Annotated in this window: 22 protein-coding genes and 1 pseudogene; 18 read left to right on the top strand and 5 right to left on the bottom strand. The window is 64.1% G+C overall.

Features of this window, described 5'->3' with window-relative positions; all coding sequences use genetic code 11:
- Positions 1-385: 385 nt before the first annotated feature.
- The 14 genes and pseudogenes from ACP7DD_RS19260 to ACP7DD_RS19195 all read left to right on the top strand — a co-directional run.
- A pseudogene (locus ACP7DD_RS19260) lies at positions 386-820 on the top strand (hypothetical protein); the annotation flags it as partial.
- Positions 821-885: 65 nt separating this feature from the next.
- Positions 886-1425, top strand: coding sequence for a hypothetical protein (locus ACP7DD_RS19255; RefSeq protein ID WP_426176417.1), 540 nt, complete (start codon positions 886-888; stop codon positions 1423-1425).
- A 125-nt stretch (positions 1426-1550) separates the two neighbouring features.
- Complete coding sequence (locus ACP7DD_RS19250; protein ID WP_426176413.1) at positions 1551-3017, top strand: sensor histidine kinase; 1467 nt, start codon at positions 1551-1553, stop codon at positions 3015-3017.
- A 229-nt stretch (positions 3018-3246) separates the two neighbouring features.
- Positions 3247-4719 (top strand): sensor histidine kinase, encoded by a 1473-nt coding sequence (locus ACP7DD_RS19245; RefSeq protein ID WP_426176412.1) that lies wholly within the window; start codon positions 3247-3249, stop codon positions 4717-4719.
- Complete coding sequence (locus tag ACP7DD_RS19240) at positions 4716-5462, top strand: LytR/AlgR family response regulator transcription factor (protein ID WP_426176411.1); 747 nt, start codon at positions 4716-4718, stop codon at positions 5460-5462. The genes ACP7DD_RS19245 and ACP7DD_RS19240 overlap by 4 nt, the downstream gene beginning before the upstream one ends.
- Positions 5463-5543: 81 nt before the next feature.
- Entirely contained in the window at positions 5544-6131 is a 588-nt protein-coding gene (locus tag ACP7DD_RS19235; RefSeq protein ID WP_426176410.1) for a hypothetical protein, read from the top strand.
- Positions 6132-6287: 156 nt separating this feature from the next.
- Complete coding sequence (locus ACP7DD_RS19230; RefSeq protein WP_426176409.1) at positions 6288-6962, top strand: hypothetical protein; 675 nt, start codon at positions 6288-6290, stop codon at positions 6960-6962.
- 99 nt (positions 6963-7061) lie between these two features.
- Positions 7062-9947: a response regulator gene (locus ACP7DD_RS19225; protein WP_426176408.1), complete on the top strand. Its 2886-nt coding sequence runs from the start codon at positions 7062-7064 to the stop codon at positions 9945-9947.
- A gap of 54 nt (positions 9948-10001) precedes the next feature.
- On the top strand, positions 10002-11141 hold the full coding sequence (locus ACP7DD_RS19220) for a sensor histidine kinase (RefSeq protein WP_426176407.1): 1140 nt from the start codon (positions 10002-10004) through the stop codon (positions 11139-11141).
- A 158-nt stretch (positions 11142-11299) separates the two neighbouring features.
- Complete coding sequence (locus ACP7DD_RS19215; protein ID WP_426176406.1) at positions 11300-12370, top strand: porin; 1071 nt, start codon at positions 11300-11302, stop codon at positions 12368-12370.
- 330 nt (positions 12371-12700) lie between these two features.
- Entirely contained in the window at positions 12701-13429 is a 729-nt protein-coding gene (locus ACP7DD_RS19210) for a Crp/Fnr family transcriptional regulator (protein WP_426176405.1), read from the top strand.
- Positions 13430-13733: 304 nt separating this feature from the next.
- A complete protein-coding gene (locus ACP7DD_RS19205) occupies positions 13734-15788 on the top strand; it encodes a PAS domain S-box protein (RefSeq protein WP_426176416.1) in 2055 nt (684 codons plus the stop codon).
- Positions 15789-15821: 33 nt separating this feature from the next.
- A complete protein-coding gene (locus ACP7DD_RS19200; protein ID WP_426176404.1) occupies positions 15822-16643 on the top strand; it encodes a response regulator in 822 nt (273 codons plus the stop codon).
- A 53-nt stretch (positions 16644-16696) separates the two neighbouring features.
- Positions 16697-17140 carry a hypothetical protein gene (locus tag ACP7DD_RS19195; RefSeq protein ID WP_426176403.1) on the top strand — a complete coding sequence of 148 codons (444 nt, stop codon included), beginning with the start codon at positions 16697-16699 and terminating at the stop codon, positions 17138-17140.
- Here the strand turns inward: ACP7DD_RS19195 and ACP7DD_RS19190 are convergent.
- Positions 17118-18005 carry a dienelactone hydrolase family protein gene (locus ACP7DD_RS19190; protein WP_426176402.1) on the bottom strand — a complete coding sequence of 296 codons (888 nt, stop codon included), beginning with the start codon at positions 18003-18005 and terminating at the stop codon, positions 17118-17120. The genes ACP7DD_RS19195 and ACP7DD_RS19190 overlap by 23 nt on opposite strands.
- 185 nt (positions 18006-18190) lie before the next feature.
- Here ACP7DD_RS19190 and ACP7DD_RS19185 point away from each other — a divergent pair, with 185 nt between their 5' ends.
- Complete coding sequence (locus tag ACP7DD_RS19185; RefSeq protein ID WP_426176401.1) at positions 18191-18793, top strand: hypothetical protein; 603 nt, start codon at positions 18191-18193, stop codon at positions 18791-18793.
- Positions 18794-18796: 3 nt separating this feature from the next.
- Here ACP7DD_RS19185 and ACP7DD_RS19180 read toward each other — a convergent pair whose 3' ends face one another.
- Positions 18797-19801, bottom strand: a complete 1005-nt coding sequence (locus ACP7DD_RS19180) for a sulfate ABC transporter substrate-binding protein (RefSeq protein WP_426176400.1) — start codon at positions 19799-19801, stop codon at positions 18797-18799.
- A gap of 156 nt (positions 19802-19957) precedes the next feature.
- Positions 19958-20170 (bottom strand): hypothetical protein, encoded by a 213-nt coding sequence (locus ACP7DD_RS19175; RefSeq protein ID WP_426176399.1) that lies wholly within the window; start codon positions 20168-20170, stop codon positions 19958-19960.
- Between the two features lie 129 nt (positions 20171-20299).
- Here ACP7DD_RS19175 and ACP7DD_RS19170 point away from each other — a divergent pair, with 129 nt between their 5' ends.
- From ACP7DD_RS19170 to ACP7DD_RS19160, 3 genes are read left to right on the top strand one after another with little or no spacing between them, the layout of a single operon-like run.
- Positions 20300-21043 carry a phosphatase PAP2 family protein gene (locus ACP7DD_RS19170; protein WP_426176398.1) on the top strand — a complete coding sequence of 248 codons (744 nt, stop codon included), beginning with the start codon at positions 20300-20302 and terminating at the stop codon, positions 21041-21043.
- An 11-nt stretch (positions 21044-21054) separates the two neighbouring features.
- Positions 21055-21930 (top strand): diacylglycerol/lipid kinase family protein, encoded by an 876-nt coding sequence (locus tag ACP7DD_RS19165; protein ID WP_426176397.1) that lies wholly within the window; start codon positions 21055-21057, stop codon positions 21928-21930.
- Positions 21931-21943: 13 nt separating this feature from the next.
- Complete coding sequence (locus ACP7DD_RS19160; RefSeq protein WP_426176396.1) at positions 21944-22780, top strand: metallophosphoesterase family protein; 837 nt, start codon at positions 21944-21946, stop codon at positions 22778-22780.
- A 79-nt stretch (positions 22781-22859) separates the two neighbouring features.
- On the opposite strand, the gene cls is transcribed toward ACP7DD_RS19160, so the two are convergent.
- Positions 22860-24248 carry a cardiolipin synthase gene (cls, locus tag ACP7DD_RS19155; RefSeq protein WP_426176395.1) on the bottom strand — a complete coding sequence of 463 codons (1389 nt, stop codon included), beginning with the start codon at positions 24246-24248 and terminating at the stop codon, positions 22860-22862.
- Positions 24245-26335, bottom strand: a complete 2091-nt coding sequence (locus tag ACP7DD_RS19150; RefSeq protein WP_426176394.1) for a site-specific recombinase — start codon at positions 26333-26335, stop codon at positions 24245-24247. Before ACP7DD_RS19150 ends, cls begins: the two co-directional genes overlap by 4 nt.
- Positions 26336-26392 lie beyond the last annotated feature (57 nt).

Here is a 26392-nt window from a genome sequence, read left to right as displayed (position 1 = left end):
TCGCCTTGGCGTACCACGTCTTTCTTAACCTCAACTACTCGAATCGCCCGGTGCGGACCCGCATGCCGGGTGGTGTGGCAGGGGAGCGGCCCTTTTGGGCTGCCCCCTATGCCGATGTCAGTCAAATCTTCATCATGGTGTGATCGATTTCTCGAGACAGGGCCAGCGTATCGCTGCCTGTGGAGAGATGCGCAGCAATCTGCTGGCACCGGATATATGTATGTTCGGATGTCAGCGCAATAATCGGCGGGGCCGCAAATCGCGCCGAAGCAAACACCTTTATTACTGCTGGTTCTAAGAAGCGCCACTCTTATGGTGCTTGCTTAAGCCAACGTCTGCAGCGCGCTTCGGCCAGTCCGGCGCAGCGGCGGCAAACCAGTATTGTATGCCCCGTGGACGCCGGAGGTTATTCGCTGAGTTGTCGCGAATTCATGATAAATTCTGCCGTCAATCAAGTGCCGCGAATTTTTATTCGCAGTCCCCACTAGTCAATAATAGAGTGTTCATGTCGTTTCCTTATTTGAGTGATGTAATCAAGGCTCTCACTGGCTACGATCTGCCGCTGCCGATCGCGATGTTCGGCTTGTTCGTCGCGTTTGCCATGCTCGCCGCGTCTGCCTTGCTCAGCGCGGAATTGGCACGCATGCACGCCAGCGGACAGCTCGGCAATGTCAAGCGGCGCATAACCGGCAAGGATGGTGCGGCAGGGTGGCTCGACATCGCGCCGCAGGAAATCGTACCCAACTTTGCCGTCACCGTCATGATCGCCGGCGTCGTTGGCGCCCGCGTCTTCCATATTCTCGAGCATATGGACAGCTTTGCGGCCGATCCCTTGGCGATGATTTTCAGCCGCTCAGGACTGAGCGTGTTTGGCGGCTCGCCTGGGTGGCGGGCCTGGTCGCCGGGGTGTCGCTGGTTGCCGCGCCGGCGAATGAATGGCACCTGTTTGAAATCGGCTTCGGCGCATCGGATGCATTCGCGCGTGGGCATATCGCCGGCGCCGGCTATACCGATACCGCGCGCTTCGAGCATGGCCCGCTGTGGAACAAGGCATCCGACACGGCGCTCGAGCGCCTGTTGCTGGAACACGGCATTCGCCACGACACGACCGTCGTCCTTTACGGGCGCAATCGGCTGGCGGCGGCGAAGCGCGGCGCACCTGATGCTGTATGCGGGAGTGGCCGATGTGGGCCTGCTCGATGGCGGCTTCGATGCCCGGACCAATGCCGGACTGCCGCTCAGGGCAGGGGCGACGACGACGACGTCAACAGCATGAGCGCGTCGCTGGCATTCTTCTGTGCCTGGCTGATGAACTGGGAACGCATCGCCGTTTATGACGGCGGCTGCTGCGAATGGAGCCTCGACCCCGACAATCCCGTGATTTGCCGGGCGCATGGCGCCGATCGCAAGGCGCTCGGCGCATAATCGCCGCGGGCGAATTCCGTCTTATCGCGCACTCGTCGCGCTTTTACCTTCATCCATCGCATCAAGCCGGCCAGCGCAAACTCCGTGCTGCAAAATAAGAATATCCATCAAATGCGGAGTCCGGAATGAAATTGAGCGCGTCGAATGACAGGGTAAAGGCAAACGACCTGATTGTTATGGTGCCGCTCGGTATCGCCACCGGCATCGCGTTCTGCCTGGCATTCGGCCGGATTCCAACGTGGCAGTGGCTGACGGCGGACGTGGTCTTTCAGGCGGCCTATCTGTGGTGGGCGTCGAAGCGTTTTTCGGCGACGGGATCATTGAAGAACGGCGTCGCCTTTGCATTGCGAATCCAGGCGCAGGCCGCCATTCAGGTTGCCACCATCCTGGTGTATGTGTTGTTGCTTGCCGCTGTCCTCGATGCGATGTCCGGCGTCTCGATCCGGGCGATGGGGAATGCGCTTGCGGAGGGTGACAATCTTGCATTGCTCCTATTTGGAATGGCCAAGTCGATTGCGGCGGTTTCGATCGGGCTGTCCTGGTCGCGTGTGTACACCTTCGGGCAAAAGCGCCTGAATCTGCGTGCCGTGGCGGACGGCAGCTATTACCGGAAAGTAGTGCTGCTGCCGGCTTCCCGCGAGGTCGCCAGCCAAGTGCTGGTGCGCTACCTGGAGCGCCTGACGCATGAAGCGACGACGCGCTATCGCCGCTTCTTCTACGATGCGCATGCCAGCGTCACCGTGCACGACCTCGCTGGCCACCAGTTCTACACGCTGCAATGGACCATGTGCCCGGTGCGCATTCGCATCGCTGTCGTCGGATTGGGGCCGGCGGCCGTCGAACTGCACGTGACCGGCGAACTGCGGGGAGGGCACTACCGCACCGAGCTGTTTGCAAATCCGCTCGAAGTGCAGTCGATTCATGCCTATCTGCAGACGCACCTGTTCCAGCCTTTGATCAGCGAGTTCGCGTTGTCGACCGCGGTGACGCGGCAGGACGAATTGCGCCATCAGGCCATCGAATCGCAGCTGCGCATCTTGCAGGCGCAGATCGAGCCGCATTTTCTGTTCAATACGCTGGCCAATGTGCGCCACCTGTATCGCTCCGGCGTCGACGCCGGCGAAGAGATGATGGACCACCTGATCGTCTATTTGCGCAGCACGCTCGAAGACCTGCGCTCGGATGCATCGACGGTCGGCAAGGAGATGGACCTGATCCTGCATTACCTGGCGATCATGAAGATTCGGATGGGCGATCGGCTGTCGTATGGCTTCATTATTCCGGACGCGTTGTCGCAGCACGCTTTTCCGCCGGCGATGCTCATTTCGCTGGTCGAGAATTCGATCATGCACGGGTTGCATGACAGGGCGAGTGGCAAGCTGACGATCAGCTGCGAGCGGGAGGGACAGCATCTGCGCGTAACGGTTGCCGATAACGGCGCCGGGTTTTCCAGCGTAGAAGGTACCGGGGTTGGGCTGAGTAACATACGACAGCGGCTGGAGGCGATGTACGGCAGCCGTGCATGGCTGGAGGTGGGGGCACTGGCCGAAGGTGGATTTACGTCGAGCGTGATGGTGCCGTTCGAAGGATAGCGACAGCAAGGTTGTCGTCTGGAGATGGATCTTGCACGAATAGTTCTGTTAAGCAATAATGCCGCATGCACACCTCGCGAACCCGTCCGCGGCTCGCCTTCGATGCGCTCCCGCCAATTCCCCGAATCCCCGACGTTATCCGCGTTCTCCCCGCATTCATCGCACGCTTGCTGCGGTTGCAGTTGCAGCTGGGCACACTAGCCTCACGTGAACAACAACGGAACACGCAATGAAAATTAACACTGGCGCCGGCGATACGTCGGCGGCCGATCTGGCGCTGCTGACGCTGATCGCACTGCCGGCCACAATCGGCTTTGCCACTGCAACGCAGTCGCACCTGACCTGGCAGTGGCCGGCGTCGTCGGCGCTGCTGTACGCGATGTACTCGTGCTGGCTCGCGCACGGGCAGGCCGGCGCCGACCGCGGCAAGGTGCTTCTGCTTGGCCTGCGCATGCAGGCGCAGGCGTTCGCCCAGTTTTTTGCGTTTGCCGCGATGATCGCTTGTGCAATGGCGCTGGCTGGCGTAGTCGGCGCCAAGCTCGATCCGGCCGATCCGCTGTGGCCGCGCATGGCGCTGCCGCACGTGCTGGCGCTGGCCGGCGTGCTGGCGAAAATCGCACTGGTAGCGTCGATCTGCCTGGCCTGGGCGCGGTTTCATTTCTTGCGCCGCGCGGGAGCGAAGATTGCGACGCTGGCGGACGACAACTTCAATCACCGGGTGATTGTTTTCCCGGCCGCGCCGGCCGTGGTGACCGAATCGCTGCTGCGCCACATCGATCGGCTCGGCCACCAGTCGGCGTCGCGCTATCACCGCATGTTGGTCGAGGCGGCCGTCCGCATTGCCACTATTCAGACCGACGGCCGCACCGCTTTCACCCTGACGTGGAGTAATTCGTCAGTGCGGATGAAACTGATCCCGCTGCAGGCGCCAAGCGGCGCCACCGATTTGCAGATCGATTTCGAATTGCGCGGCGGCTTCCACAAGCTCGAATTGTTCGCCAATCCGGTCGATGTGCAGATGCTGATGAATTTCATGCAGACGCAGGTTTTCCAGCGCATGTCGAGCGAATTGATTCTATCGAACGCGATGACGCGGCAAAACACGCTGCGCGCCCAGGCGGTCGAATCCCAATTGCGGATCCTGCAGGCGCAGATCGAGCCTCACTTCCTGTTCAACACGCTGGCGAACGTGCGCCACCTGTACCGGTCCAGCGTGGAATCGGGCGAAGAAATGATGGATCACCTGATCGTCTATTTGCGCAGCACGCTCGAAGAGTTGCGCTCGGACGCGTCGACTGTCGGCAACGAGATGGACCTGATTTTGCACTACCTGGCGATCATGAAGATCCGCATGGGCGAGCGGCTGTCGTACGGCTTTATCGTGCCGGACGCGCTGACGCACCATGATTTTCCGCCGGCGATGCTGATCTCGCTGGTCGAAAACTCGATCAAGCATGGCCTGCACGACAAAGCCCACGGCAAGCTGACCATCAGCTGCGAGCGCGACGGCGAGCATCTGTGCGTATCGGTGGCCGATAACGGCGCCGGTTTCTCGAGCGTTGGTGGCACCGGCGTGGGCCTCAGTAATATCCGCCAGCGGCTCGAAGCGATGCACGGCAACCGCGCCTGGCTCGCAGTCGGCGCACAGGCCGATGGCGGCTTTATCGCCACTGTCACTGTGCCTTACGAAAGAAAGCAATGAACATCATGACGGCCATCCTGGCCGAAGACGAGCCGCTATTGCGCGACGAATTGCGCGAAGCACTGGCGGCGCTGTGGCCGGAATTGAAGATCCTGGCAGAAACCGGCGACGGCGTCAGCACGCTGCGCGCAATCGAGGCGCAAAAGCCGGATGTCGTTTTCCTCGATATTAATATGCCGCAGTTAAATGGCCTGGAAGTGGCGAAGGCGGTGCGCGACACCATCACCGTGGTGTTTCTGACCGCGTACAACGAGCACGCGCTCGAAGCGTTCGAGCTGGGCGCGGTCGATTACCTGGTCAAGCCGCTGCAGCGCGGCAGGCTGCTGACGACGATCGGCCGATTGCAGGCGCGCGCCGCCAGCGATCGCAAGGCGGTGCCGGAAGCGGTGTTCGAGATGATCGCCGCCAGGCCCGAACGCAAATACCTGCGCTGGATCCAGGCATCGGTCGGCGCCTCGCTGCGCCTGATTACGATCGACGAGGTGCATTACTTCCAGTCGGATGCGAAGTACACCCGTGTCGTCACGGGCCACAGCGAAGCGCTGATCCGCCGCCCGATCAAGGAACTGGTCGACGAGCTCAATCCGGACGACTTCCTGCAGGTTAGCCGCGGCGCCATCGTCAATCTGCGCCGGATCGAGTCGATCTATCGCGACGACGGCCACATGGAAATCCGCCTGAAGGACAGCGGCATCAGGCTGGCCGTCAGCGTCGGTTTTCAGGCCGCGTTCCGGCAGATGTAAATACCTGTTTGAGAATGAATGCCGTCGCCTGCGGGCGGCGGTTTGCACCGTCACGTCGATCAATTACGAAAAGGTTTTCCCATGAAGCGCCTCTGTCTGTTTCTCATCGCTTTACTGTTCGCTTCGATCGGCAATGCCGCCACTGCGCTTGCCTACGTCAAAGGCCAGGCTGCGCAAACAATCTACGTCTCCTGGAGCCAGCCGAACCAGGCGGGGGCCGATGCGCTGGCGCTGAAAGGCTGCCGCGCGCAGGCGAAAAAGGCAGGCACGTCCGCCAAATGCGTGGTCGGCGGACGGTACACCCTCTTGGGTTTCGGCGCGCTGGTGTGCGGCAAAGGTGATTGCGCCTGGGTGACCGGTCGCGCCAGCGCGCAGGCGGCGGCGGACGACGCCTACCGCGAGTGCGTCGCTGCCGACACCGCAGAGTGCAATGGCACCGATATCTTGACGTGGACCGATAAGGTCGGCGGCGTGCAGCCGGCCATCAAGCCTGCGGCGCCGGCCAGGCAGTGCAGCCCGCCGGCGGGAAGGGCAGTGCGCTCGACGACGCGCTGCAACAACGGCGCCTGCAGCAGGACGTTCGAAAACGGTTGCACCGTGCAGTTCCAGGCGCCGTACTGCCACAACCCGTTTTCCGGCCAGTGGGAATGGAAGCCGGACGGCTGCTGAGCTGGAACGGCTACATCTGCGAATTCCACGGAAACCGGCGTTCATCGCGATTAATACTTGCCTCATCGCAAGGTTATGGATGGGAAGCGGGCAGCTTCGTACACTTGGTCCTGAGTCGCAACGAAGCGATCAACGCGAACTACACGGAGCTGCAAAATGAAAAAAAATATCCTCGTCCTGGTCCCGATGCTGGCCCTGCTGGCCGCCTGCGGCAGTACCAACACCTACCTGGCCAACAAGACTTCCACCGTCGAGATGTATCACATCTTCGATATCCGCACGACCGCCGGCACCGCCACCGTGGCGAAGGCCGCCGCCGATGGACTGGGCCAGAATTCGAATGCCGTCGACACGAACACGCCGCTGCAGATGGGCGTGGCGGTGCCGGCTACGCCAGGTCGCTTCACGCTGGTTGACATGGGCTCGAAGATGGCCGGCACCGGGATCGGCGCGATGATGCAGATGGCGGCGATGCAAAACGGCGGCGTCGGCATGAAAACGGCCAACTGCGAAGGCGCCGTCTGGACCGCCCGCGCGCAACGCACCATCTCCGGTTCCAGCAACCTGACCTTGCACGGCTGCCTGTACCGCTACCAGAAAGGCTTCCACCTCGACACCTATGCGGTATTCCAGAAAGTGGAGGGCGGACTGCAACAGGTGACGCGCGATATCGCCTTCAAGATGGTCGGCACGCCGGAAGAATGGGTCAACAAGACCATTCTCGACATGGTCCGCTCGATCGAAAGCGGCGCCAACGCCAAGGTCACCCACCTGGAAGGCCAGCCGGAACTGGGCGCCGAGCCCGGTATCGCCAAGTCCGGCCAGCGCTAGCGGGCACGTGGCGACGACGGTGTTGGCATGTTGCGGCTTATTCGTGGACAATAGCAACAAAGTCCACTCACCTAATCCACCGCCGGCCAGACGGGCACAATGACACATCACGCAATCGCTCCTCGCTTCCTCGACGGCGGCGGCGACATGGCGGCGGCGATGCGCGCCCACGACTGGTCGCGCTCGCCGATCGGCCACCCGGCCGACTGGCCGCCGACGCTCGCGTCGATGGCCGGCATGATCCTCGGTTCGAAGTTCCCGATGCTGTTGCTGTGGGGGCCCGAATGCGCCTTCCTGTACAACGACAGCTATATTCCGGTGCTGGGCGCACGCCACGGCGATGCGCTGGGCCGGCCGATGTCGGCAGTGTGGCCGGAAGTGTGGCCCGAAATCTGTCCGATCGTGGCCAGCGCGTATGCCGGCGAGGCGAGCTTCTTCGAAAACCTGCCCGTCACGCTCGAGCGCAATGGCTTTCCGGAGCAGGCTTGGTTCATGTTTTCGTTCTCGCCGCTGCGCGATGAGAACGGCGTCGTCGGCGGCGCCTTGTGCGTGTGCGCCGAAACGACCCAGCATGTCATCGAAAAGACCTCGCTGCACCGCAGCGAATCACGCTGGCGCGGGCTGTTCGGAAACATGCAGGAGGCGTTTTTCGTCGGCCAGGCAGTGCGCGACCACGCCGACAAGATGGTCGACTTCCGCTTCCTGGAGTGCAATCCGGCGTTCGGCCGCCAGACCGGGCTCGACCCGGCGACCACCATCGGGCGCACCGCGCGCGAAGCCATTCCAGGTCTGCAGCAGTCGCTGATCGACACCTACGCGCAGGTGGTCGAAACGGGCGAGCCGAACGATTTCGAAGTCGACATTCCGGCGCTGGAGCGCTGCTACGAGGCGCGCGCGCGGCGCCAGAGTCCGCAACTGTTTTCGGTGCTGTTCCTCGAAATTACGGCGCGCGTTGCCGCCGACAAGGCGCTGCGCGCCAGCGAGCAGCGCTTTCGCACCTTGGCCCAGGCAATGCCGGACCAGATGTGGACGTCCGGCGCCGACGGCAAGCTGAACTGGTTCAACGACCGCGTGTTCGATTACTCCGGCCGGGGATTCAGCCAGCTCGACGGCGACGGCTGGGGCAGCATCGTCCACCCCGACGACTTGCCGGCGGTGCTGCGCGACTGGTCGGCGGCGCTCGCCGGCGGCGACCCTTACCGCAGCAACTTCCGGCTGCGCCGCGCCGACGGTGCCTATCGCTGGTTTCATGCGCGCGGCCTGCCGGTGCCGGATGACAGCGCCAGCGACAGCGCCAGCGGCAGGCTGTGGGTCGGCATCAACACCGACATCCAGGACCAGTACGATGCCAACGAGGCGTTGCAGCGCATGAACGACACGCTCGAACTGCGCGTGGCCGAGCGCGGCGCCGCGCTGGAAGCGGCCCACAGCGCGCTGCGCCAGTCGCAAAAGCTGGAGGCGGTGGGCAAGCTGACCGGCGGCGTCGCCCACGATTTCAACAACGTGCTGCAAGTGATCGGCGGCAACCTGCAGCTGCTGCGCCCGTTCGTCGGCGGCGCCGGCGGCCACGCGCGTCTGGACGGCGCCATCGCCGGCGTCGAGCGCGGCGCCAAGCTGGCCTCGCAGCTGCTGGCGTTCGCCCGCAAGCAGCCGCTCGAGCCGGTGGTCATCAACCCGGGCGTGCTGATCGCCGAACTGGGCGATATGCTGCTGCGCTCGACGGGCGAACAGGTCGAGCTCGAGACGATCATCGCCGCCGACCTGTGGAATACGCTGATCGACCCGCACCAGCTCGAAAACTCGCTGCTGAACCTGGTCATCAACGGGCGCGACGCGATGGACGGCGCCGGCAAGTTGACCATCGAGGCCGTCAACGCCGAGCTGGCCGAGCATGACGCGCGCCGGCAGCCGGGCGCCGCTGCCGGCCAGTATGTGATGCTGGCGGTGTCCGACCGCGGCAGCGGCATGAGCGAAGAGGTGCTGCAAAACGCCGTCGAGCCGTTCTTCACCACCAAGCCGGAGGGCCACGGCACCGGGCTCGGCCTGTCGATGGTGTACGGCTTCGTCACCCAGAGCGGCGGCCACCTGCGGATCGACAGCAAGGTCGGGGTCGGCACCAGCGTGCGCATTTACCTGCCGCGTTCGCTGGCGGCGCCGTACGTCGAGGATGTGCCGGCGCCGCGCGACGCGGTCGGCGGCAATGAAACGATCCTGGTGGTCGAGGACGACGCGCAGGTGCGCGCCATCGGCGTCGCGCTGCTGGCCGACCTTGGCTACCGCGTGCTGGAAGCGCCGGACGCCGGGCGCGCGCTGGCCATCATCGACAGCGGCCTGCCGGTCGACCTGTTGTTTACCGATGTCGTCATGCCCGGCGCCTTGCGCAGCCCGGAACTGGCGCGCCGCGCGAAGCTGGCGCAGCCGGCGCTGGAAGTGCTGTTTACATCCGGCTACACGGAAACCGGCATTGTCCATGCCGGCCGGCTCGAAAGCGGCGTCGCGCTGCTCAGCAAACCCTACAGCCGCGGCGACCTGGCGCGCAAGATTCGCCACCTGTTCGCCAACCGCGACCATCGGCTGGCGCTGGCGGCGCCGCCGATGCCGGCCGCAGCGGTGGCCGCGTCGCCCGCCGCGCTGTCGATCCTGATGGTGGAAGACAACGCCGACATGCGCGAGATGACGGCCGAAGTGCTCGCCGCGCTCGGCCACCAGGTCGCGTCGGCCGGCTCCGGCGAGGAGGCGCTGGCGCTGCTGGCGCAACGCAGCTTCGACGTGCTGCTCACCGACGTCGGCCTGCCTGGCATAACCGGCTACGAGCTGGCCGAGCGGGCGCGCGCGCACGGCATTGACGCGGTGCTGTTTGCCAGCGGCTACGGCGCCAGCAGCGACTTGCCGCCAGGCTCCTTCTGGTTGCAGAAACCTTTTTCACTCGACAACATCGAGGCGGCGCTGGCGCGCATCGCCGCATGGCGGCAGCAAACTAGTTGATAGCGGACAACTGAAATCGGCATACAATGCGCGCACTCCTCCACGAAAGCGCGCATGACACTGACTGCCTTTATCACCGACCACATGGATACTATCCTGTCGGAGTGGGAAGCGTTTGCCGGCACGCTCGAGCCAGCGGCCAGCCAGATGACGGCGCTGGCGCTGCGCGACCACGCGAAGGGGATCTTGCAGGCCATCGCGCTCGACATCGCCACCCGCCAGAACCCGGCCGAGCAGCTGGAAAAGTCGCAGGGGCGGGCGCCGGACGATGACGCCACTGTCGCAAGCGCGGCGTCGATCCACGGCGCGCTGCGCCACGACAGCAATTTTTCGCTGATCCAGCTGAGCGCCGAATTTCGCGCCCTGCGCGCCACCGTCTTGCGCCTGTGGCTGCCGCAGGTGAGCGCGATGTCGGCCAGCACCACCAACGACATGGTGCGCTTTAACGAAGCGATCGACCAGGCGCTGGCCGAATCGGTGGTGACGTATTCGGCGCGCGCCGACCATACCCGCGAATTGTTTCTCGCCGTGCTCGGGCACGACCTGCGGGCGCCGCTGTCGACGCTGTCGATGGCCGGCCAGTTGCTCACCAGCGAACAGACGCCGCCCGCCAAGGTGGGGCCGATCGGGCTGCGCATCGAGCGCGCGTCGCGCCTGATGACCTTGATGGTCGACGACCTGATCGGCTATACCCGCACCCAACTCGGCGCCGGCATGCCGACCATTCCGGGCGCCGCCGATGTGCGCGAAATTTTCCACGCCGCCGTCGAAGACGCCAGCGCGACCCATCCGGGCAGCCGGTTCGACGTCGACCTGACGGGCGACCTGACGGGCGTGTTCGACGCCGTGCGGCTGCACCAGCTCTACACGAACCTGCTGGTCAACGCCGCCCAGTACGGCGGCAAGGACACGCCGGTGACGGTGCGCGCGCGCGCCGACGACGACGCCGTCACCATCGAAGTCAATAACCGCGGCGAAACGATCCCGCCTGCCTCGCTGCAATCGATTTTCCGCCCGCTGATCCAGCTGCCGGCCGAAAGCGGCGACGACCGCCCGCGCACCAGCCTTGGCCTGGGCCTGTTCATTGCCCGCGAAATTGCCATCGCCCACGGCGGCAGCATCGTCGTCAGTTCCAGCGACGCCTCCGGCACCACGTTCACGGTGCGCTTGCCACGTTCACAACAGGTAAATTAATTTTCTAGCAGGGAACAAATAAGTGTAATGTCGGAGCACGCCGATAAAAAGGGCAGGAAATGTTGAGCCTGCTATGTGGGATAGCCGACAGATCGGTTGACAATAAAAGCGGATAACGTAAGCATGATGCAACGTCACCCGTTTGTTGGAGCCCGCTCATGAAACGAACCGGCTGTGTTTTCGCCCTGCTTGGCGCAAGCGTTGGCAGCGCCCTGGCGCAAAGTTCGACCACCGTCTACGGCGTCGTCGACGGTGGCCTCGTCAGCGAGCGCGGCTGCCAGCATTGCAGCGTCCGCGTCGACGGCGGCGTCGCTGCCGAATCGCGCCTCGGGGTGCGCGGCAGCGAGTCGCTCGGCGGCAACCTGTCGGTCGTGTACGCGCTCGAAGCGGGCCTGCAGCTTGACACCGGCCGCGCCGGCCAGGGCGGCCAACTGTTCGGCCGCCAGGCGTATGTCGGCGTCAGCGGCAAAGCCGGCACCGTCACCGTCGGGCGCCACCAGAATCTCGAATATGACGCGCTGACTTACGTCGGCGACCCGTTCAAGGGCGGCATGGCCGGCACCGCGGGCAACCTGATCGGCAGCGGCGAACGCCGGGTCGACAACAGCATCCTGTACAGCGCCGAATTGAACGGCGTGTCGGCATCCGCTTCCTACGGCGCCGGCGAGATCGTCGGCAACGGCCGCGCCAACCGCGCCTGGGGCGTGTCGGTCGGCGTCGAGAACGGCCCGTTGACGCTACGCGCGGCGCACCAGAACCGCAACGTCGCGCTGGTGGCGCCATCGACGGCGATGGGCAACAACACCGACGCCAAGAATTCGATCCTCGCCGCTAACGTGCGTGTCGGCATCGCCACCGCCTACGTCGCCTACAGCGCCAGCCGCGGCCGGGGCAGCTCGCCGTTGTGGAATCCCGACAATCCGTACGGCGCCGGCATGGCCAGCACGCCGTCGACCGACAGCCGCGACGTGCTCGTCGGCATGGCGCTGCCGGTCGGCGCCACCACCTTGCTCGTTTCGTACATCCGCAAGAACGACCGCGACCTGGCCAACCAGGACGCCAAGCAGATGGCCTTCGGCGCCACCTACGCGATGTCGCGCCGCACCGATTTCTACGCCGCCTACTCGCGCATCACCAACCGCAACGGCGCCGGCTACACGGTCGGCAACGCCTCGTCCCTCGGGCGCGGCTCATCGGCGCTGAATCTCGGGATGCGCCACGCATTCTAGACGGACCCGTACCGGCGCCTGACCTACGCCGGCCGCTGGGGTCAGGTCTGACATTCGACGATGTCTTCGCCAGCTTGCGCGGACGTGGCCGCCTTATCATTTTCGTATTGCATTAAATCGACAGGTCGGCCCGCTCTGTGGAGACGAAAATGTGCGATTGTCAGACCTGACCGCAGCGATAGGCTGTCCTCGTCAGCGCGGGTACCGGATGCTATGTTCGGTACCGAACGGACAGTGGTTCCCAACCGCAATATATTCGTGTGCCATAGCAGCTGCGTGTTACCCTGTATGCCCGAATCATTTGGCACTGCCAGCACGCAGGAACACGTAATGTCTAGTAAGCAAGATCCCAACCAGAATCACCTCATGGCAGCTCTGCTTGACGCCGACTTCGACCGTCTTTCGCCGCACCTTGAATTGATCCCGATGAAGCTCGGCGACGTTTTGTACGAGTCGGGCGATAAGGTGCAGTATGTGTACTTCCCCACCAGCGCGATCATCTCGCTGCACTACCTGCTCGAGAACGGCGGCTCGTCCGAAATTGCCGGCGTCGGCAATGAAGGCGTGCTCGGCATCTCGACGTTCATGGGCGGCGACAGCACGCCCAGCCGCGCCGTGGTGCAGACCGGCGGCTTCGGCTACCGCCTGCCGGCCACTATCCTGATGGAAGAGTTCAACCGCGCCGGCCCGGTGATGCGCCTGCTGCTGCGCTACACCCAGGCGCTGCTGACGCAGATGTCGCAAACGGCGGTGTGCAACCGCCACCACACGGTCGAGCAGCAGCTGTGCCGCTGGCTGCTGCTCACGCTCGATCGCCTGAGCTCGAACGAACTGACGATGACGCAGGAACTGATCGCCAACATGCTCGGCGTGCGGCGCGAGGGCGTCACCGAGGCGGCCGGCCGCCTGCAGGGCTACGGCTACATCAGCTACCGGCGCGGCCACATCACCGTGCTCGACCGCAAGGGCCTGGAGCAGGATGTGTGCGAATGCTACGGCGTCGTCAAGAAGGAATTCGCCCGCCTGTTGTCGGACACGCGCCACCGCCAGGCTGCGTGACGACGCAGATTTCGCCGTCCCCTTGTCGAGCCGAGGCTAGCGCTCCGTATCAGGTCACTGGAAGTATTGCATGAAAAATATAATAGTCAGAAACCCGTCGGTCGAGCGCTTGATGGCCATCGGCCTGGGCGCCACGTTCGGGGTGCTGCTGCTGGTCGGCGCCATTGCGCTCAGCTATGCGGTCGAGTCGCCCGGCGCCGTCAACCTGATCCAGGTCAGCATCATCCTGCTGTCGCTGTTTCTGTCGCTGCTGTTCGTCAAGGTGCAGCGTGCGATCCGCACCCGCTCGGCCAAGCAGCAGGCGATGATGGAAGTGCCGCTGCGTAAATCGGGCGCACTGCAGGACGCGATCTTCAACAGCGCCAATTTTTCCAGCATTGCCACCGACGCCCAGGGCGTGATCCAGATTTTCAACGTCGGCGCCGAACGCATGCTCGGCTACACCGCCGCCGACGTCGTCGACAAGCTGACGCCGGCCAACATCTCCGACGCCGGAGAAATCGAAACGCGCGCCGCGGCGCTGTCGGCCGAGTTCGCCACGCCGATCCGCCCCGGCTTCGAAGCGCTCGTCTACAAGGCCTCGCGCGGCATCGAAGACATTTACGAGCTGACCTATATCCGCGCCGACAAGACGCGCTTCCCAGCGCTGGTGTCGGTCACCGCGCTGCGTGACGCGGTCGGCAAGATCATCGGCTACCTGCTCATCGGCACCGACAATTCGGCGCGCAAGCAGGTCGAGGCCGAACAGGCGCTGCTCGACCAGCGCCTGCGCGACCAGCAGTTCTACACCCGCTCGCTGATCGAATCGAACATCGATCCCCTGATCACCACCGACACGCGCGGCATCATCAGCGACGTCAACAGCCAGATGGAACAGCTGACCGGGCGCACCCGCGATGAACTGATCGGCGCGCCGTTCAAGAATTATTTCACCGAGCCGGACCGTGCCGACGAAGCCATCACCCGGGTGCTGCGCGAGAGCAAGGTCACCAACTACGAGCTGACCGCGCTGGCGCTGGACGGCAAGGAGACGGTGGTGTCGTACAACGCCACCACGTTCCACGACCGCGACCGCAAGCTGCAGGGCGTGTTCGCCGCGGCGCGCGACGTTACCGAGCGCAAGCAGTTCGAGCACGCGCTGCAGGAAACCAACGCCGCGCTCGAGTCGGCCAAGGCGGGCGCCGAAAAAGCCAACCGCGCCAAGTCGGAATTTTTATCGAGCATGAGCCACGAGCTGCGCACGCCGCTCAACGCGGTGCTCGGCTTCGCCCAGCTGATGGCGTCGGAAGTGCCGGCGCCGCCGCCGCACCAGCAGCGCTCGATCGACCAGATTCTGAAAGGCGGCTGGTATCTGCTGCGCCTGATCAACGAAATCCTCGACCTGTCGATGATCGAATCGGGCAAGGTGACGATGTCGCAGGAGGCGATGTCGCTGACCGACGTGCTGCAGGACTGCAAGGGCATGATCGAACCGCAGGCCAGCAAGCGCGGCATTTCGCTGACGTTCCCGTCGTTCGACGACGTGTTCTACGTGCACGCCGACCGCACCCGGGTCAAGCAGGTGATGATCAATCTGCTGTCGAACGCGATCAAGTACAACACCAATGGCGGCTCGGTGATGGTGCAGTGCGTGAAGCGTGGCGACGACCGCGTGCGCGTCAGCGTCAAGGATACCGGCATCGGCCTCGCGCCCGACCAGCTCGCCCAGTTGTTCCAGCCGTTCAACCGCATCGGCCAGCAAGACAGCGCCGAAGAGGGCACCGGCATCGGCCTGGTGGTGACCAAGCAGCTGGTTGAATTGATGGGCGGGAAGATCGGCGTCGACAGCACGGTCGGCATCGGCACCGTGTTCTGGGTCGAGTTCGAGGCCGCCGCGGCGCCGACGCTCGAACTGGGCAATATCGACGACCAGTTCGAGCGGCGCACGCCGGCGCGGCTGGCCGGCCAGCAGCCGACCTTGCTGTACGTGGAAGACAACCCGGCCAACCTGGCGCTGGTCGAGCAGCTCATCGCGCGCCGCGGCGACCTCAGGCTCTTGACCGCCATCGACGGCCACCTCGGCATCGAGCTGGCGCGCGCCTACCAGCCCGACGTGATCCTGATGGACATTAACTTGCCAGGCATCAGTGGCTTCGGCGCGCTGAAGATCCTCAGCGAAGACCCGGCCACCGCGCACATCCCGGTGCTGGCGCTGTCGGCCAACGCGGTGCCGCGCGATATCGAAAAAGGCCTCGAGGCCGGCTTCTTCCGCTACCTGACCAAGCCGATCCGCGTGCGCGAATTCATGGACGCGCTCGACGTCACGCTGCGCCACGCGGCCGAGCATGGCCTGGCCGACCCGGTCGAGCCCGGCAAATGAACATCAAGACAATAGAATCTCTGGGACACGACCATGCTTGAACCTTCCGAAATACTCAACGCCAGCGTCCTCATCGTCGATGACATGGAGGCGAACGTGATGCTGCTCGACCAGGTGCTGCGCAACGTCGGCTACACCAACATCTCGAGCACGCAAAATCCGCGCGAGGTGCTCGCGCTGCACCGCGCCAACCGCTATGACCTGATCCTGCTCGACCTGCAGATGCCGGATATGGATGGCTTCCAGGTCATCGAGGCGCTGAAGGAAATCGAGACCGGCGGCTACCTGCCGGTGCTGGTCATCACCGCCCAGCCCGGCCACAAGCTGCGCGCGCTGAAGGCCGGCGCCAAGGACTTTGTCAGCAAGCCGTTCGACCTGGTCGAAGTGCAGACGCGCATCCACAACATGCTGGAAGTGCGCCTGCTGTACCGCAAGCTCGACAATTACAACAAGGTCCTCGAGCAGACCGTGCTCGAGCGCACCGCCGAGCTGCGCGAAAGCGAAGCGCGCTTCCAGCGCTTTACCGAGCTGTCGTCCGACTGGTACTGGGAGCAGGACGCTGCCGGCAATCTGAACCAATGCTCGGGACCTGTGCGCGAGATGCTCGGCATCGGCCTTGACGGCGGCAGCGTCGACGCCGGCGCCGGCTGGAATGTCGAGGAGCGCGCCGTCCTCGACGATAACATCGCCAACCGCCGGCCTTTTCTCGACCTGATCTACAGCCGTACCCACCCGGACGGCAGCGTCCAGTATTTCCAGGTCAGCGGCGAGCCGATGTTCGACGCCAGCAGCCGCTTCACCGGTTTTCGGGGCGTGGGGATGGACGTGACGGAGCGCATGCAGCGCGCCGCCTAGGAAAGAAATTCGTTATGCTCCCTACATGATCTAACAACCTGTCGGGAGATGACATGAGCGGTAGCAGCACCCTTGATCCGGACAACTTTCCGGAAGCTCCAGACCGCAGTCTGGGCAAAGGCCACGGCATCGACGCGCTTGGGCCGAGCGACACGTCCGACACCGGCAGCGATGTCGTCGGCGGACCAGGGCTGCGGCTCGGGGTAGGCGACGACGAGCTGCTCGACCTCGACCGCGGCACCACGTCCGACCTCGATTCGGCGCGCGGCGGTGAAGGCGCCGGCCCCGACATCGGCGACGCCAACCTCGACAGCGACAGCGATTCCGGCGGCACGGGCGAACGCGCCAGCGCCGGGCGCGACACGTCGGTGCGCGACGGCGCCGATATCGACACCGACCAGATCGTGTCGATGCCCGATACCGCGCTTGACGACGACGACGTCGACTTCCTGTCGACGCTGCCGCCGCAGAAAGCTACGCGCCGAGGCGGGTCTTAAAGAACTCGATGGTCCGCTGCCAGGCAAGCTTGGCGGCGGCCTCGTCGTAACGCGGCGTGGTGTCGTTGTTGAAGCCGTGCTCGGTGCCAGGGTAGACGAAGTACTGGTACTGCACATTGGCGGCCTTCAGCGCCGCCTCGTAGGCCGGCCAGCCGGCGCGGATGCGCTCGTCCTTCTCGGCGTCGTGGATCTGCATCGGCGTTTTGATCTTCGGCACTTCCGCTGCCGGCGGCTGGGCGCCGTAGAACGCGACCGCCGCGCCGACGTCAGGCAGGACCGTCGGCAGGTAGTTGGCAATGCCGCCGCCGTAGCAGAATCCCACCACGCCGACTTTCCCCGTTCCCTTTGGATGCGCTTTCAGGTACTGCGCCGCGGCGACGAAATCGGCGCGCGTCTTGGTCTGGTCGAGCTTGGCAAACAGCGCGCGCGCCTTGTCTTCGTCGCCCGGATAGCCGCCCAATGGAAACAGCGCATCGGGGGCGAACGCGACGAAGCCGTCGAGTGCGACGCGGCGCGCGATGTCTTCGATATGCGGATTGAGACCGCGGTTTTCATGGACCACCAGCACCGTCGGCAGCTTGCCCTTGGCGTTGACCGGCTGCACCAGGTAGCCGCGCAGCGTGCCGTAGCCCTGTGGCGACGGCACTTCGACGAACGTGGCGGTGATGCGCGGATCGGTCGGCGCGACCATTTGCGCCGCAAAGCTCGGCGACAGCGCACTCAACATGGTTGCCGCGGTAGCGCCACCAACGGCGTAGCGGCCGGCCTGGTTCAGGAAACCACGACGGTCGAGCTGGCCGTGCACATACTTGTCGAACAATTTCATTACTTCCGGATCAAAGTCTTTGGCAGTCAATCGTGTCATTGCGTCGGGCTCCTGGACAGGTGGTTGGCTTGGCGATACGCGCAACGGCGGCGCGGTGTCATGATGATACCGGATTGGCGACTCGTTGCGCGCCGTTCTGTTCAGGACAAAGACGGCGTGGCTGAGCAGCGTCAATTGGTGGGCCGGGCCACGAACGTTGCGCCGGCGCGGCAGGTCTAACAGCGATGGAAGATCGACTCGCGGTCCTTGAAAAGGACGTCATCAGTATCAAATCCGAGCTTGCCGTACCCAGGCAGGAGCGAACGAGTGCGGCAGAGATTAACGCTCGGACCACCCGCATTGAAATCGAACTGGCGGTGGTAAAGGGTGACATTGCGCAGTTAAGGCGGGAGATATCCCAGCTGCGTGAAGACCTGTTCGATCTCCAGAAACGTGTGATGCATCTTGAAGTGGATGTGGCGGAATTGCGCAGGGATGTTTGCCAGCTGCGCGAGGATGTAACGCAACTTGGAGAGGATATATCGGAACTGCGGACCTATGTTCGCGCCGAGTTCGCGAGCGTTCGCGACGAGCGCGCGGGCATTCGCGTCGAAGTAACGCGGCTGGCAACTGAGCAAGCGCACTTCGCGACCAAGGACGACCTTAAAACGGTGGAGTCGAGCCTGAGAGGGTGGATGCTGGGGATCGCGCTGACACTGATCACGCTGAACTTCGCGATGGTTTACCCGCTGTACAGCGCTCTGAAAACGTCGCCCCTCGCCGCACCGCCCCACGTGCAGCAGGCCCCGGCGCCAATTGGCCGGCAGCCTGCCGCGAGTGTGCGGTGATCGTTACTTCTTGCCTGGCTGGTAGATCTGGTCGAACACGCCGCCGTCGGCAAAGTGCGCCTTCTGCGCCTTGGTCCAGCCACCGGCCACTTCATCGATCGTGAACAGCTTCACTTTCGGGAATTGATCGGCATACTTCTTGGCGAACTTTTCCACCACAGGACGGTAGTAGTTCTGCGCCGCGATCTGCTGGCCTTCGTCACTGTACAGGTATTGCAGGTAGGCTTCGGCGACCTTGCGGGTGCCGCGCTTGTCGGCCACCTTGTCGACCACCGACACTGGCGGCTCGGCCAGGATGCTGACCGACGGGGCGACGATCTCGACTTTGCCGGGACCGAGTTCCTTGATCGCCAGCAGCGCCTCGTTTTCCCACGCGATCAGCACGTCGCCGATGCCGCGCTCGACGAAGGTGGTGGTGGCGCCGCGCGCGCCCGAATCGAGCACTGGCACGTTGCGGTACAGTTTGCCGATGAAGTCGCGCGCACTCGCTTCGCTCGCGCCCGGCTGGCGCAGCGCATAACCCCATGCGGCAAGGTGATTCCAGCGGGCGCCGCCGGACGTTTTTGGATTCGGCGTGATGACGGCGATGCCCGGCTTGACCAGGTCGTTCCAGTCCTTGATGCCCTTCGGGTTGCCCTTGCGAACGAGGAAGACGATGGTTGACGTGTACGGCGCGCTGTTATGCTTGAGTCGCTTCTGCCAGTCGTGCGCGAGCAGGCCACGTTCGCTGATAGCATCGATGTCGTAGGCAAGCGCGAGGGTGACGATGTCGGCCTCGAGACCGTCGATCACCGAGCGCGCCTGCTTGCCCGAGCCGCCGTGCGATTGCCTGACCGTGACGGTGTCGCCGGTCTTCGCTTTCCACTGCTTGGCAAACGCGGCGTTGAAGTCGTGGTACAGCTCGCGGGTCGGATCGTACGACACGTTGAGCAAGGTGATGTCGGCAGCGGATGCAGCTTGGGCCGATAGCACGAGAAGCAATGCCAGGCTTATTTTTTTGAGCAACATCTGAATTCTTTCGGTAGGGAGGAAGCTCTAGCGTAGAACTTTGCCGTCCGAAAAGGAACGAATGAAATCAGCTGTCGATATCTGTTTTTGTACTGTACTTGCGCGAACTCAGCGGCATGGCCTGACGTAAGGGCTGAGGTAACCCCGGCCGTGGGCTTAGTGCGCCTTCGACAGGATCAGCAACCAGCGGCGCATCAGCAGCACTTCGACATGGCCAGGCTCGACACCGGTGTCGCACTCGATGAGCGGATTGACAGCGTAGTAGCGCTTGCGGAAATCACGCGTGACCAGCACTTCGCGGCGGCCGAGGCGCAGCATGAAAGGTGTCGGTGCGTATTCCATGCCGAAGTTGCTGTTCAATGTGGTCATGATGGATTTCCTTGTTGGAGTTATGTTTGGTCCAGAGATTCCAGAATAGCATAACCACTGTATAAATCCACAGCTACTGTACGAATAAACAGTAAATTTTTTAAGTGTGGTTTTCTCGCCAAGGACCCGATGTTATCGATTTTGTTCCCCCGCCTGCACCGGTTCGTCGCGGCGCGCCTTTCCCCGCAAGAGGCAACCGGCCTGCACATGACGATCGGCCTGGCGCTGTTGGTGGCCGCGGCCTGGGTGTTCGGCGGCATTGCCGAAGATGTCGTCGACGGCGACGACATCACCGTGCTCGACGCCTGGCTGGCCAACTGGCTGCACCACCATGCCGCCGAACCGATGACCAGCGTGATGCTGGTCATCACGCACTGGCACAGCATGGTCGGCAGCGCCATCATGGCGCTGCTGCTGGCCGCGTTCTTCTACGTCCGCAAGCTGCATTACTGGCTGCTGGCCGAACTGTTCGTCGTGCCGGGCGGCATGTTGTTAAATGTACTGCTAAAGTATGTTTTTCAGCGCGCGCGGCCCAGCTTCGACGAGCCGCTGCTGACGCTGGCGACGTATAGTTTTCCGAGCGGGCATACCGCGAACGCGGCCTTGCTGTACGGGCTGATCGGCTGCTGGCTGTGGCTGCGGTATCGCCGCGCGCGCGCGCGCGCGGCCATCGTCGGCGCGGCGTGCGCGATGGTGGCGCTGGTCGCGTTCAGCCGCATGTACCTCGGCGTGCATTACCTGAGCGACGTGCTGGCCGCGGCGGCCGAAGGCGTTGCCTGGCTGGCCGTGTGCGTGACCGGCGTGTCGACGCTGCGCCGGCGACGCGCCATTCGCGCCGCGCGGCAATCGGCCATCGAAGGGAGTTTGAACTGAAACGTATTGCAGTGATCATCAACGGCGGCGCCGGCGCCGGCCACGACGAGCAGGCCGTCGGCGACCTGCGCGCCAAGTTCGCCAGCCACGGCGTCGACGCCGACATCACGCTGGCCAACAGCGGCGAGGAGATGATCGCAACGGCGCGCCAGGCGATCGACAGCGGCGTCGACACCGTGGTCGCCGGCGGCGGCGACGGCACCATCAATGCGGTGGCGTCGGTGCTGGCCGGCAGCGGCGCCGCGCTCGGCGTGCTGCCGCTCGGCACGCTGAACCACTTCGCCAGGGACCTCGGCATTCCACAGGTGCTCGACGAGGCGATCCGCACCATCGCCACCGGCCGGCGCGTGCAGGTCGACGTCGGCGCAGTCAACGACCGGATCTTCCTGAACAACTCGAGCCTCGGCCTGTATCCCGATATCGTGCGCCACCGCGAAAAGCAGCAGCACCGGCTCGGCCGCGGCAAGTGGCCGGCGGCGGTGTGGGCGACCATCGCGGCGCTGCGGCGCTATCCTTTCCTTAACGTCAAGCTCGCCGTCGACGGCGCCGAACACGCGCGCGTGACCCCATTCGTTTTCATCGGCAACAATGAATACATCATGCAAGGGCTGTCGATCGGCGCGCGCCAGCGGCTCGACCGCGGCAAGCTGAGCCTGTACGTGGCGCAGCGTCCCGGCCGGCTTGGGCTGCTGCGCTTCGCGTTTCGCGCGCTGGTTGGCAAGCTGGCGCAGGAACGCGACTTCGACGTCATGCTGTCCGAGCAGTTCGACATCGCGACGCGCCATCGGCACCTGCGCGTAGCTACCGATGGCGAAGTCACCCTGATGAAAACACCGCTGCGCTACCGCATCATGCCGGCCGCGCTGACGGTCATCGTACCCCACTAAGAAGGAAAATCTTATGCGCACTATTGTTCATTTATCGGACCTGCACTTCGGCAAGGTCGACGAAGAATTGCTCGAACCGCTGCGCACGCTCGTCACCAACATCGCGCCGGACGTGGTGGTGGTGTCGGGCGACCTGACCCAGCGCGCCAAGAGCGAGCAGTTCGAAGCGGCGCGCGACTATCTCGACTCCTTGCCGGGACCGCAGATCATCGTGCCGGGCAACCACGACATTTCGCTGTACAACGTGTTTCGCCGCTTCTTCCAGCCGCTCGACCGCTACAAGCGCTACATCACGACCGACCTCGACCCGATCCATATCGACGACGAGATTGCGGTGCTGGGAGTCAATACGGCACGTTCGCTGACGTTCAAGGATGGCCGCGTCAACGAGGAACAGGTGGCCAAGATTCGTCAGCAGCTGTCGGGGCTGCCCAAGCACATCACCCGCATCGTCGTCACCCATCATCCGTTCGACCTGCCGCACACGGAAGACGAGGACGACCTGGTCGACCGCGCGCCGATGGCAATGAAGGAGTTTGCCGAGTGCGGCGTCGACTTGCTGCTGGCAGGCCACTTGCACCTGAGCCACTCGAACAGCACCGCCGACCGCTATCCGATCAGCGAGTACGCCGCGCTGGTGGTGCAGGCCGGCACGGCGACGTCGACGCGCGGGCGCGGCGAAGTCAATTCGTTCAACGTGTTGCGGGCAGAGTCGGGCAAGGTCGAGGTCGACCGCTACGGCTGGGACGTGCTGGGCAAGCAGTTTTCGCTGATGAAGACCGAGAAGTTCATGCGCAGCGGCGAGGTGTGGGCGGCGCACACCGACGGCATGTTCGCCGCCGGGATCTGATTCTTATGCCGTCATTCCTGCCACCGGCAGAAATGACTCTCCGCTGCGCGAGGATGACGTCGAAACGGAGGTGAAGGCCTTAGATCCAGTACTCCGTCAAGCGCGACGCCCATTCCTTGATGCGGTCGGCCCACGGCCTGCGGCTCCATTCCTCGCGGCTGACCGGCTTCGAATCGCGCAGGTCCTCGTTGAAGGCCGCTTCCATGTCCTGGCCGAACGCCGGGTCGAGCACGATGACGTTCAACTCATAGTTGTGGATGAAGCTGCGGCGATCGATATTGGCCGAGCCGATGGTCGACCAGGTGCCGTCGATGACTGCGGTCTTGGCGTGCAGCACGGCCACCTGCAGGTGGAAGATCTTGACGCCGTTGGCCAGCAGCTCGTCGTAGAACGCGCGGCCGGCATGCAGCACCAGCCCGTGGTCGGTCACGCCTGGCAGCACCAGGCGCACGTCGACGCCGCGCCTGGCCGCAGCGCTGAGCGCATCGACGATCTGCTTGTCAGGCACGAAGTACGCCGACGTGATGTGGATCGTTTTTTTAGCTTCCTGGATCGCCAGCACCAGCGACTTGTAGATCTCGAAGCCTTTGTCCGGATCGGTCGCCAGCACCCGCACGACCTTGTCGCCGGCCGGCGCCAGCGCCGGGAAGTAGGGCGCGTCGGGCAGTTCGCCGACTTCCTGGCGCACCCACATGTTGACGAACGAATATTGCAGCGCGGCGACGGCAGGGCCCTCGATCCTGATGTGGGTATCGCGCCAGCCGACCTTGCGGCCGTCTTCCTTGTTCGGGGTGCGGCGCGAACCGAAGAACGAACTGTTGGCGTAGGTGTTGCTGATGTTGATGCCGCCGGTGAACGCGACCTTGCCGTCGACCACCATCAGCTTGCGGTGGTCGCGGTTGTTAATTTCCCAGAACTTCGCCTTGCGCGCGGTCGGGTTGACCGGGTTGAACGCGACGAGCGAGATACCGGCCGCCTTCATGCGGTCGAAGAACGCCTGCGGCGTGCCGAAGGTGCCGACGCTGTCGTACAGCACGTTGACGATGACGCCCTGGCGGCGTTTCTCGATCAGCAGGTCGGCGAACTCGATGCCGACCGGATCCTGGTCGAAAATATAGGTCTCGAGGTTGATGCTCGATTTGGCCGCCTGCGCCGCCGCCATCATTTCCTTTATCGTCGCCGGGCCGTCGAACAGCAGGGTCACCTTGTTGCCGGCTATCAGCGGCACGCCGGTTGCCGCTTCCTCCAGCAAGGCCAGCGCCTTCATGTCCGGCGTGGCGCGGGCCCAGCGCTTGGCCAGCAAGGCGGCCGCCTGCCTGGTCTGCAGCATGCCGTTGGCGCTGGCAACGGCAGGCGCCGGCTTGGCCGGCGCCTCCACGTTGGCCACGTCCGGCAACGTGGCGCACGACGCCACCGCCCACGCCAGCGTCAGCACCAATATCCATTTTCCGCTGCGCTTACTTCTCATGTCGATCCCTTAGGTATGTCAGCGACAGGCTGGCTGGACGCAATGTCCTTGGGCCCGATAAAAAAATCGATCGGAGCGGCAAGGAAACGCCGACCCAGCGACTTGAACAATAAAATGCCATGCTCGAAACGAATCTTACGGGCGCGCAGCGCGACCCACAGCGCCAGCGCGAAACTGACCAGCAGGTTTACCGCACCGATCGACAGGAAACCTGCTACGGATGTGACCGCTAGCTCCAAGCTTACCCGATGATCGAGGGCGACGAGCGCCGTGGAGAAATTCGCCGCCGAAAACGTTACGTGGCGGATGTCCAGCGGCAGGCCCAGCAGGTAGCCGAGCGTGCCCATCGTGCCGAGCAGGATGCCGAAAAAGAAGTTGCCCATCAGGCCGCCGAGGTTGTTTTCCAGGTACACCGACAGGCGCGCCAGGCGCTGCTGGCCGAGCAGGCGGCCCAGGCCGCGCAGCTGGCGCACCCGCTGCGCCATGCGCGTGTACAGCGACTTGTTGTCGTAGTAGCCGGAGATCAGGCCGGCGACGAACAGGCAGACGCCGGCCACCGCGGCGTACCACAGCGCCGGGCTGTGGATCGGGTCGATGTCGTGCAGCATGTGCATCGCCTTGACGGGCGTCACCAGGTGGGCGCCGAACGCCTGTTGCCACAGCATCGAAATGCCCCACGAGACCGGGATCACCGTGGCCAGGTTGCCCAGCACCGCCACGCACTGGGTGCGAAATACCTTGTTGACCAGCTCGGCCATGTTGTCGAGGTCGATATGGCGCCCGTCCTTGCTCGACAGGGCGGCGGCAATGCGCGCCGCCGTCATCGCCGGCTGCTTGGTGGCAATCGTCAGGTGCATCACGTGGATCAGCATGAAGCCGAGCGAGTAGTTCATGCTGAACAGGAAGGACTCGACCAGTGGCGCCGCGCGCACGTAGCTCATCAATGTCTTGAACAGCGCCATGAAGGCCACCACCACGCCGGCCCCGGCCGACGACAGGAACATGTAGCGCAGCCGGGCGCGCGTTTCAGCAATGTAGTGTTCGCCGGTGCGGCTGGCGTTCTCGGTGACGTTGCGCGCCAACAGGTCGATATTGGCGGCAAGCAGGCCGCGCAGTTCGTACTTGGCGTTGTGCGCTTCGACCAGCTCCTGCGCCAGCGCGATGGCGCCGGCGCGGCGCAGGCTGACCGGCGCCGCGGCGGGCGGTGTGGCCTCGATGGCGACGGCCACCAGGTCGACCGTCGGTGCGCTCGGCAGCTCACCGCTGACGTCGACCAGGAATAGCAGCTTGCGCAGGCGGTCGATGCTTTGCGCCAACGCCACCAGCAGATAGGTCAGCGCCACGCTGGTGCCCTGGCTGGCGGCGTTCTTGCGGATCTTGCCGAGCGCCGTATCGCACTGGTCGAGCATGACCAGCAGGTGGCGCGCGTCTTCCGGCGCGCCCTGGCCGTCGACGAGCATCCGGGCGTAGCCGTCCAGATACGCGTTGACCTCGATGTTTTGCATCAGGAACGGCGAGTGAAAGGTCTCGATATCGGGATTGCTGCGAATCAGGCGCGGCTCCAGGCCGAGCGCGCAGACCCGGCACGACAGCGTGCGGATCGCGTCGAGCATGCCCAGCACGATGGTGCGCTGGGCGACGCCGCGGTGCTCGCGCGGGGTGGCGGCGGCCACCACGTCGAACAGTTCGAGCCAGTCGGCCGCCGGCACCGCGTTGACCCAGCGGTAATCGGTGTCGACATACAGCACCTGGTCGATGGCGTCGCTCAGGTAGGCGTCGTCGAGCGCCGGCGGCAGCAGGCGGTAGGCGATGCGGCGCTTGAGTTCGACGACGAAGCCGTCGTTCGACAGGATGCCGATGTCGGTGTACAGGCTGGCGTGGCGGCGCTCCTCGAGCAGCGTGCACAGCGAGGCGCCGAGGCGCGCGGCCAGGTCGGGATTACCCTTCAGTAGCAACGTCAAGGTGCGCACATTGGCGGACGTGACCTCGCCCTGGCTCGGATGGCGCGGGCGCAGTTTGTCGATCAGGTCGATGAGCAGGTCGATCCGGCCGGAGTCGGAATCGATACGCTCGAGTGTCGAAAGCATGGAAAGTTCAATCTTGCTGATAACAAAGGCCACAGTGTACGGCGGATGGCCCTCGGA

Origin of the sequence: Massilia sp. TWR1-2-2, assembly GCF_049897565.1 — a bacterium.
Classification (GTDB): domain Bacteria; phylum Pseudomonadota; class Gammaproteobacteria; order Burkholderiales; family Burkholderiaceae_D; genus JAFCUW01.
This window is presented reverse-complemented; position numbering and strand designations above follow the sequence as displayed.

What these genes read in the sequence shown, in the direction of transcription:
- ACP7DD_RS19215 (WP_426176406.1), top strand. Translation starts at nt 11,300, where the DNA reads ATGAAACGAACCGGCTGTGTTTTCGCCCTGCTTGGCGCAAGCGTTGGC.
- ACP7DD_RS19150 (WP_426176394.1), bottom strand. Translation starts at nt 26,335, where the DNA reads ATGCTTTCGACACTCGAGCGTATCGATTCCGACTCCGGCCGGATCGAC.
- cls (WP_426176395.1), bottom strand. Translation starts at nt 24,248, where the DNA reads ATGAGAAGTAAGCGCAGCGGAAAATGGATATTGGTGCTGACGCTGGCG.
- ACP7DD_RS19225 (WP_426176408.1), top strand. Translation starts at nt 7,062, where the DNA reads ATGACACATCACGCAATCGCTCCTCGCTTCCTCGACGGCGGCGGCGAC.
- ACP7DD_RS19250 (WP_426176413.1), top strand. Translation starts at nt 1,551, where the DNA reads ATGAAATTGAGCGCGTCGAATGACAGGGTAAAGGCAAACGACCTGATT.
- ACP7DD_RS19235 (WP_426176410.1), top strand. Translation starts at nt 5,544, where the DNA reads ATGAAGCGCCTCTGTCTGTTTCTCATCGCTTTACTGTTCGCTTCGATC.
- ACP7DD_RS19190 (WP_426176402.1), bottom strand. Translation starts at nt 18,005, where the DNA reads ATGACACGATTGACTGCCAAAGACTTTGATCCGGAAGTAATGAAATTG.
- ACP7DD_RS19185 (WP_426176401.1), top strand. Translation starts at nt 18,191, where the DNA reads ATGGAAGATCGACTCGCGGTCCTTGAAAAGGACGTCATCAGTATCAAA.
- ACP7DD_RS19160 (WP_426176396.1), top strand. Translation starts at nt 21,944, where the DNA reads ATGCGCACTATTGTTCATTTATCGGACCTGCACTTCGGCAAGGTCGAC.
- ACP7DD_RS19230 (WP_426176409.1), top strand. Translation starts at nt 6,288, where the DNA reads ATGAAAAAAAATATCCTCGTCCTGGTCCCGATGCTGGCCCTGCTGGCC.
- ACP7DD_RS19220 (WP_426176407.1), top strand. Translation starts at nt 10,002, where the DNA reads ATGACACTGACTGCCTTTATCACCGACCACATGGATACTATCCTGTCG.
- ACP7DD_RS19245 (WP_426176412.1), top strand. Translation starts at nt 3,247, where the DNA reads ATGAAAATTAACACTGGCGCCGGCGATACGTCGGCGGCCGATCTGGCG.
- ACP7DD_RS19240 (WP_426176411.1), top strand. Translation starts at nt 4,716, where the DNA reads ATGAACATCATGACGGCCATCCTGGCCGAAGACGAGCCGCTATTGCGC.
- ACP7DD_RS19210 (WP_426176405.1), top strand. Translation starts at nt 12,701, where the DNA reads ATGTCTAGTAAGCAAGATCCCAACCAGAATCACCTCATGGCAGCTCTG.
- ACP7DD_RS19195 (WP_426176403.1), top strand. Translation starts at nt 16,697, where the DNA reads ATGAGCGGTAGCAGCACCCTTGATCCGGACAACTTTCCGGAAGCTCCA.
- ACP7DD_RS19180 (WP_426176400.1), bottom strand. Translation starts at nt 19,801, where the DNA reads ATGTTGCTCAAAAAAATAAGCCTGGCATTGCTTCTCGTGCTATCGGCC.
- ACP7DD_RS19170 (WP_426176398.1), top strand. Translation starts at nt 20,300, where the DNA reads ATGTTATCGATTTTGTTCCCCCGCCTGCACCGGTTCGTCGCGGCGCGC.
- ACP7DD_RS19175 (WP_426176399.1), bottom strand. Translation starts at nt 20,170, where the DNA reads ATGACCACATTGAACAGCAACTTCGGCATGGAATACGCACCGACACCT.
- ACP7DD_RS19205 (WP_426176416.1), top strand. Translation starts at nt 13,734, where the DNA reads ATGATGGAAGTGCCGCTGCGTAAATCGGGCGCACTGCAGGACGCGATC.
- ACP7DD_RS19200 (WP_426176404.1), top strand. Translation starts at nt 15,822, where the DNA reads ATGCTTGAACCTTCCGAAATACTCAACGCCAGCGTCCTCATCGTCGAT.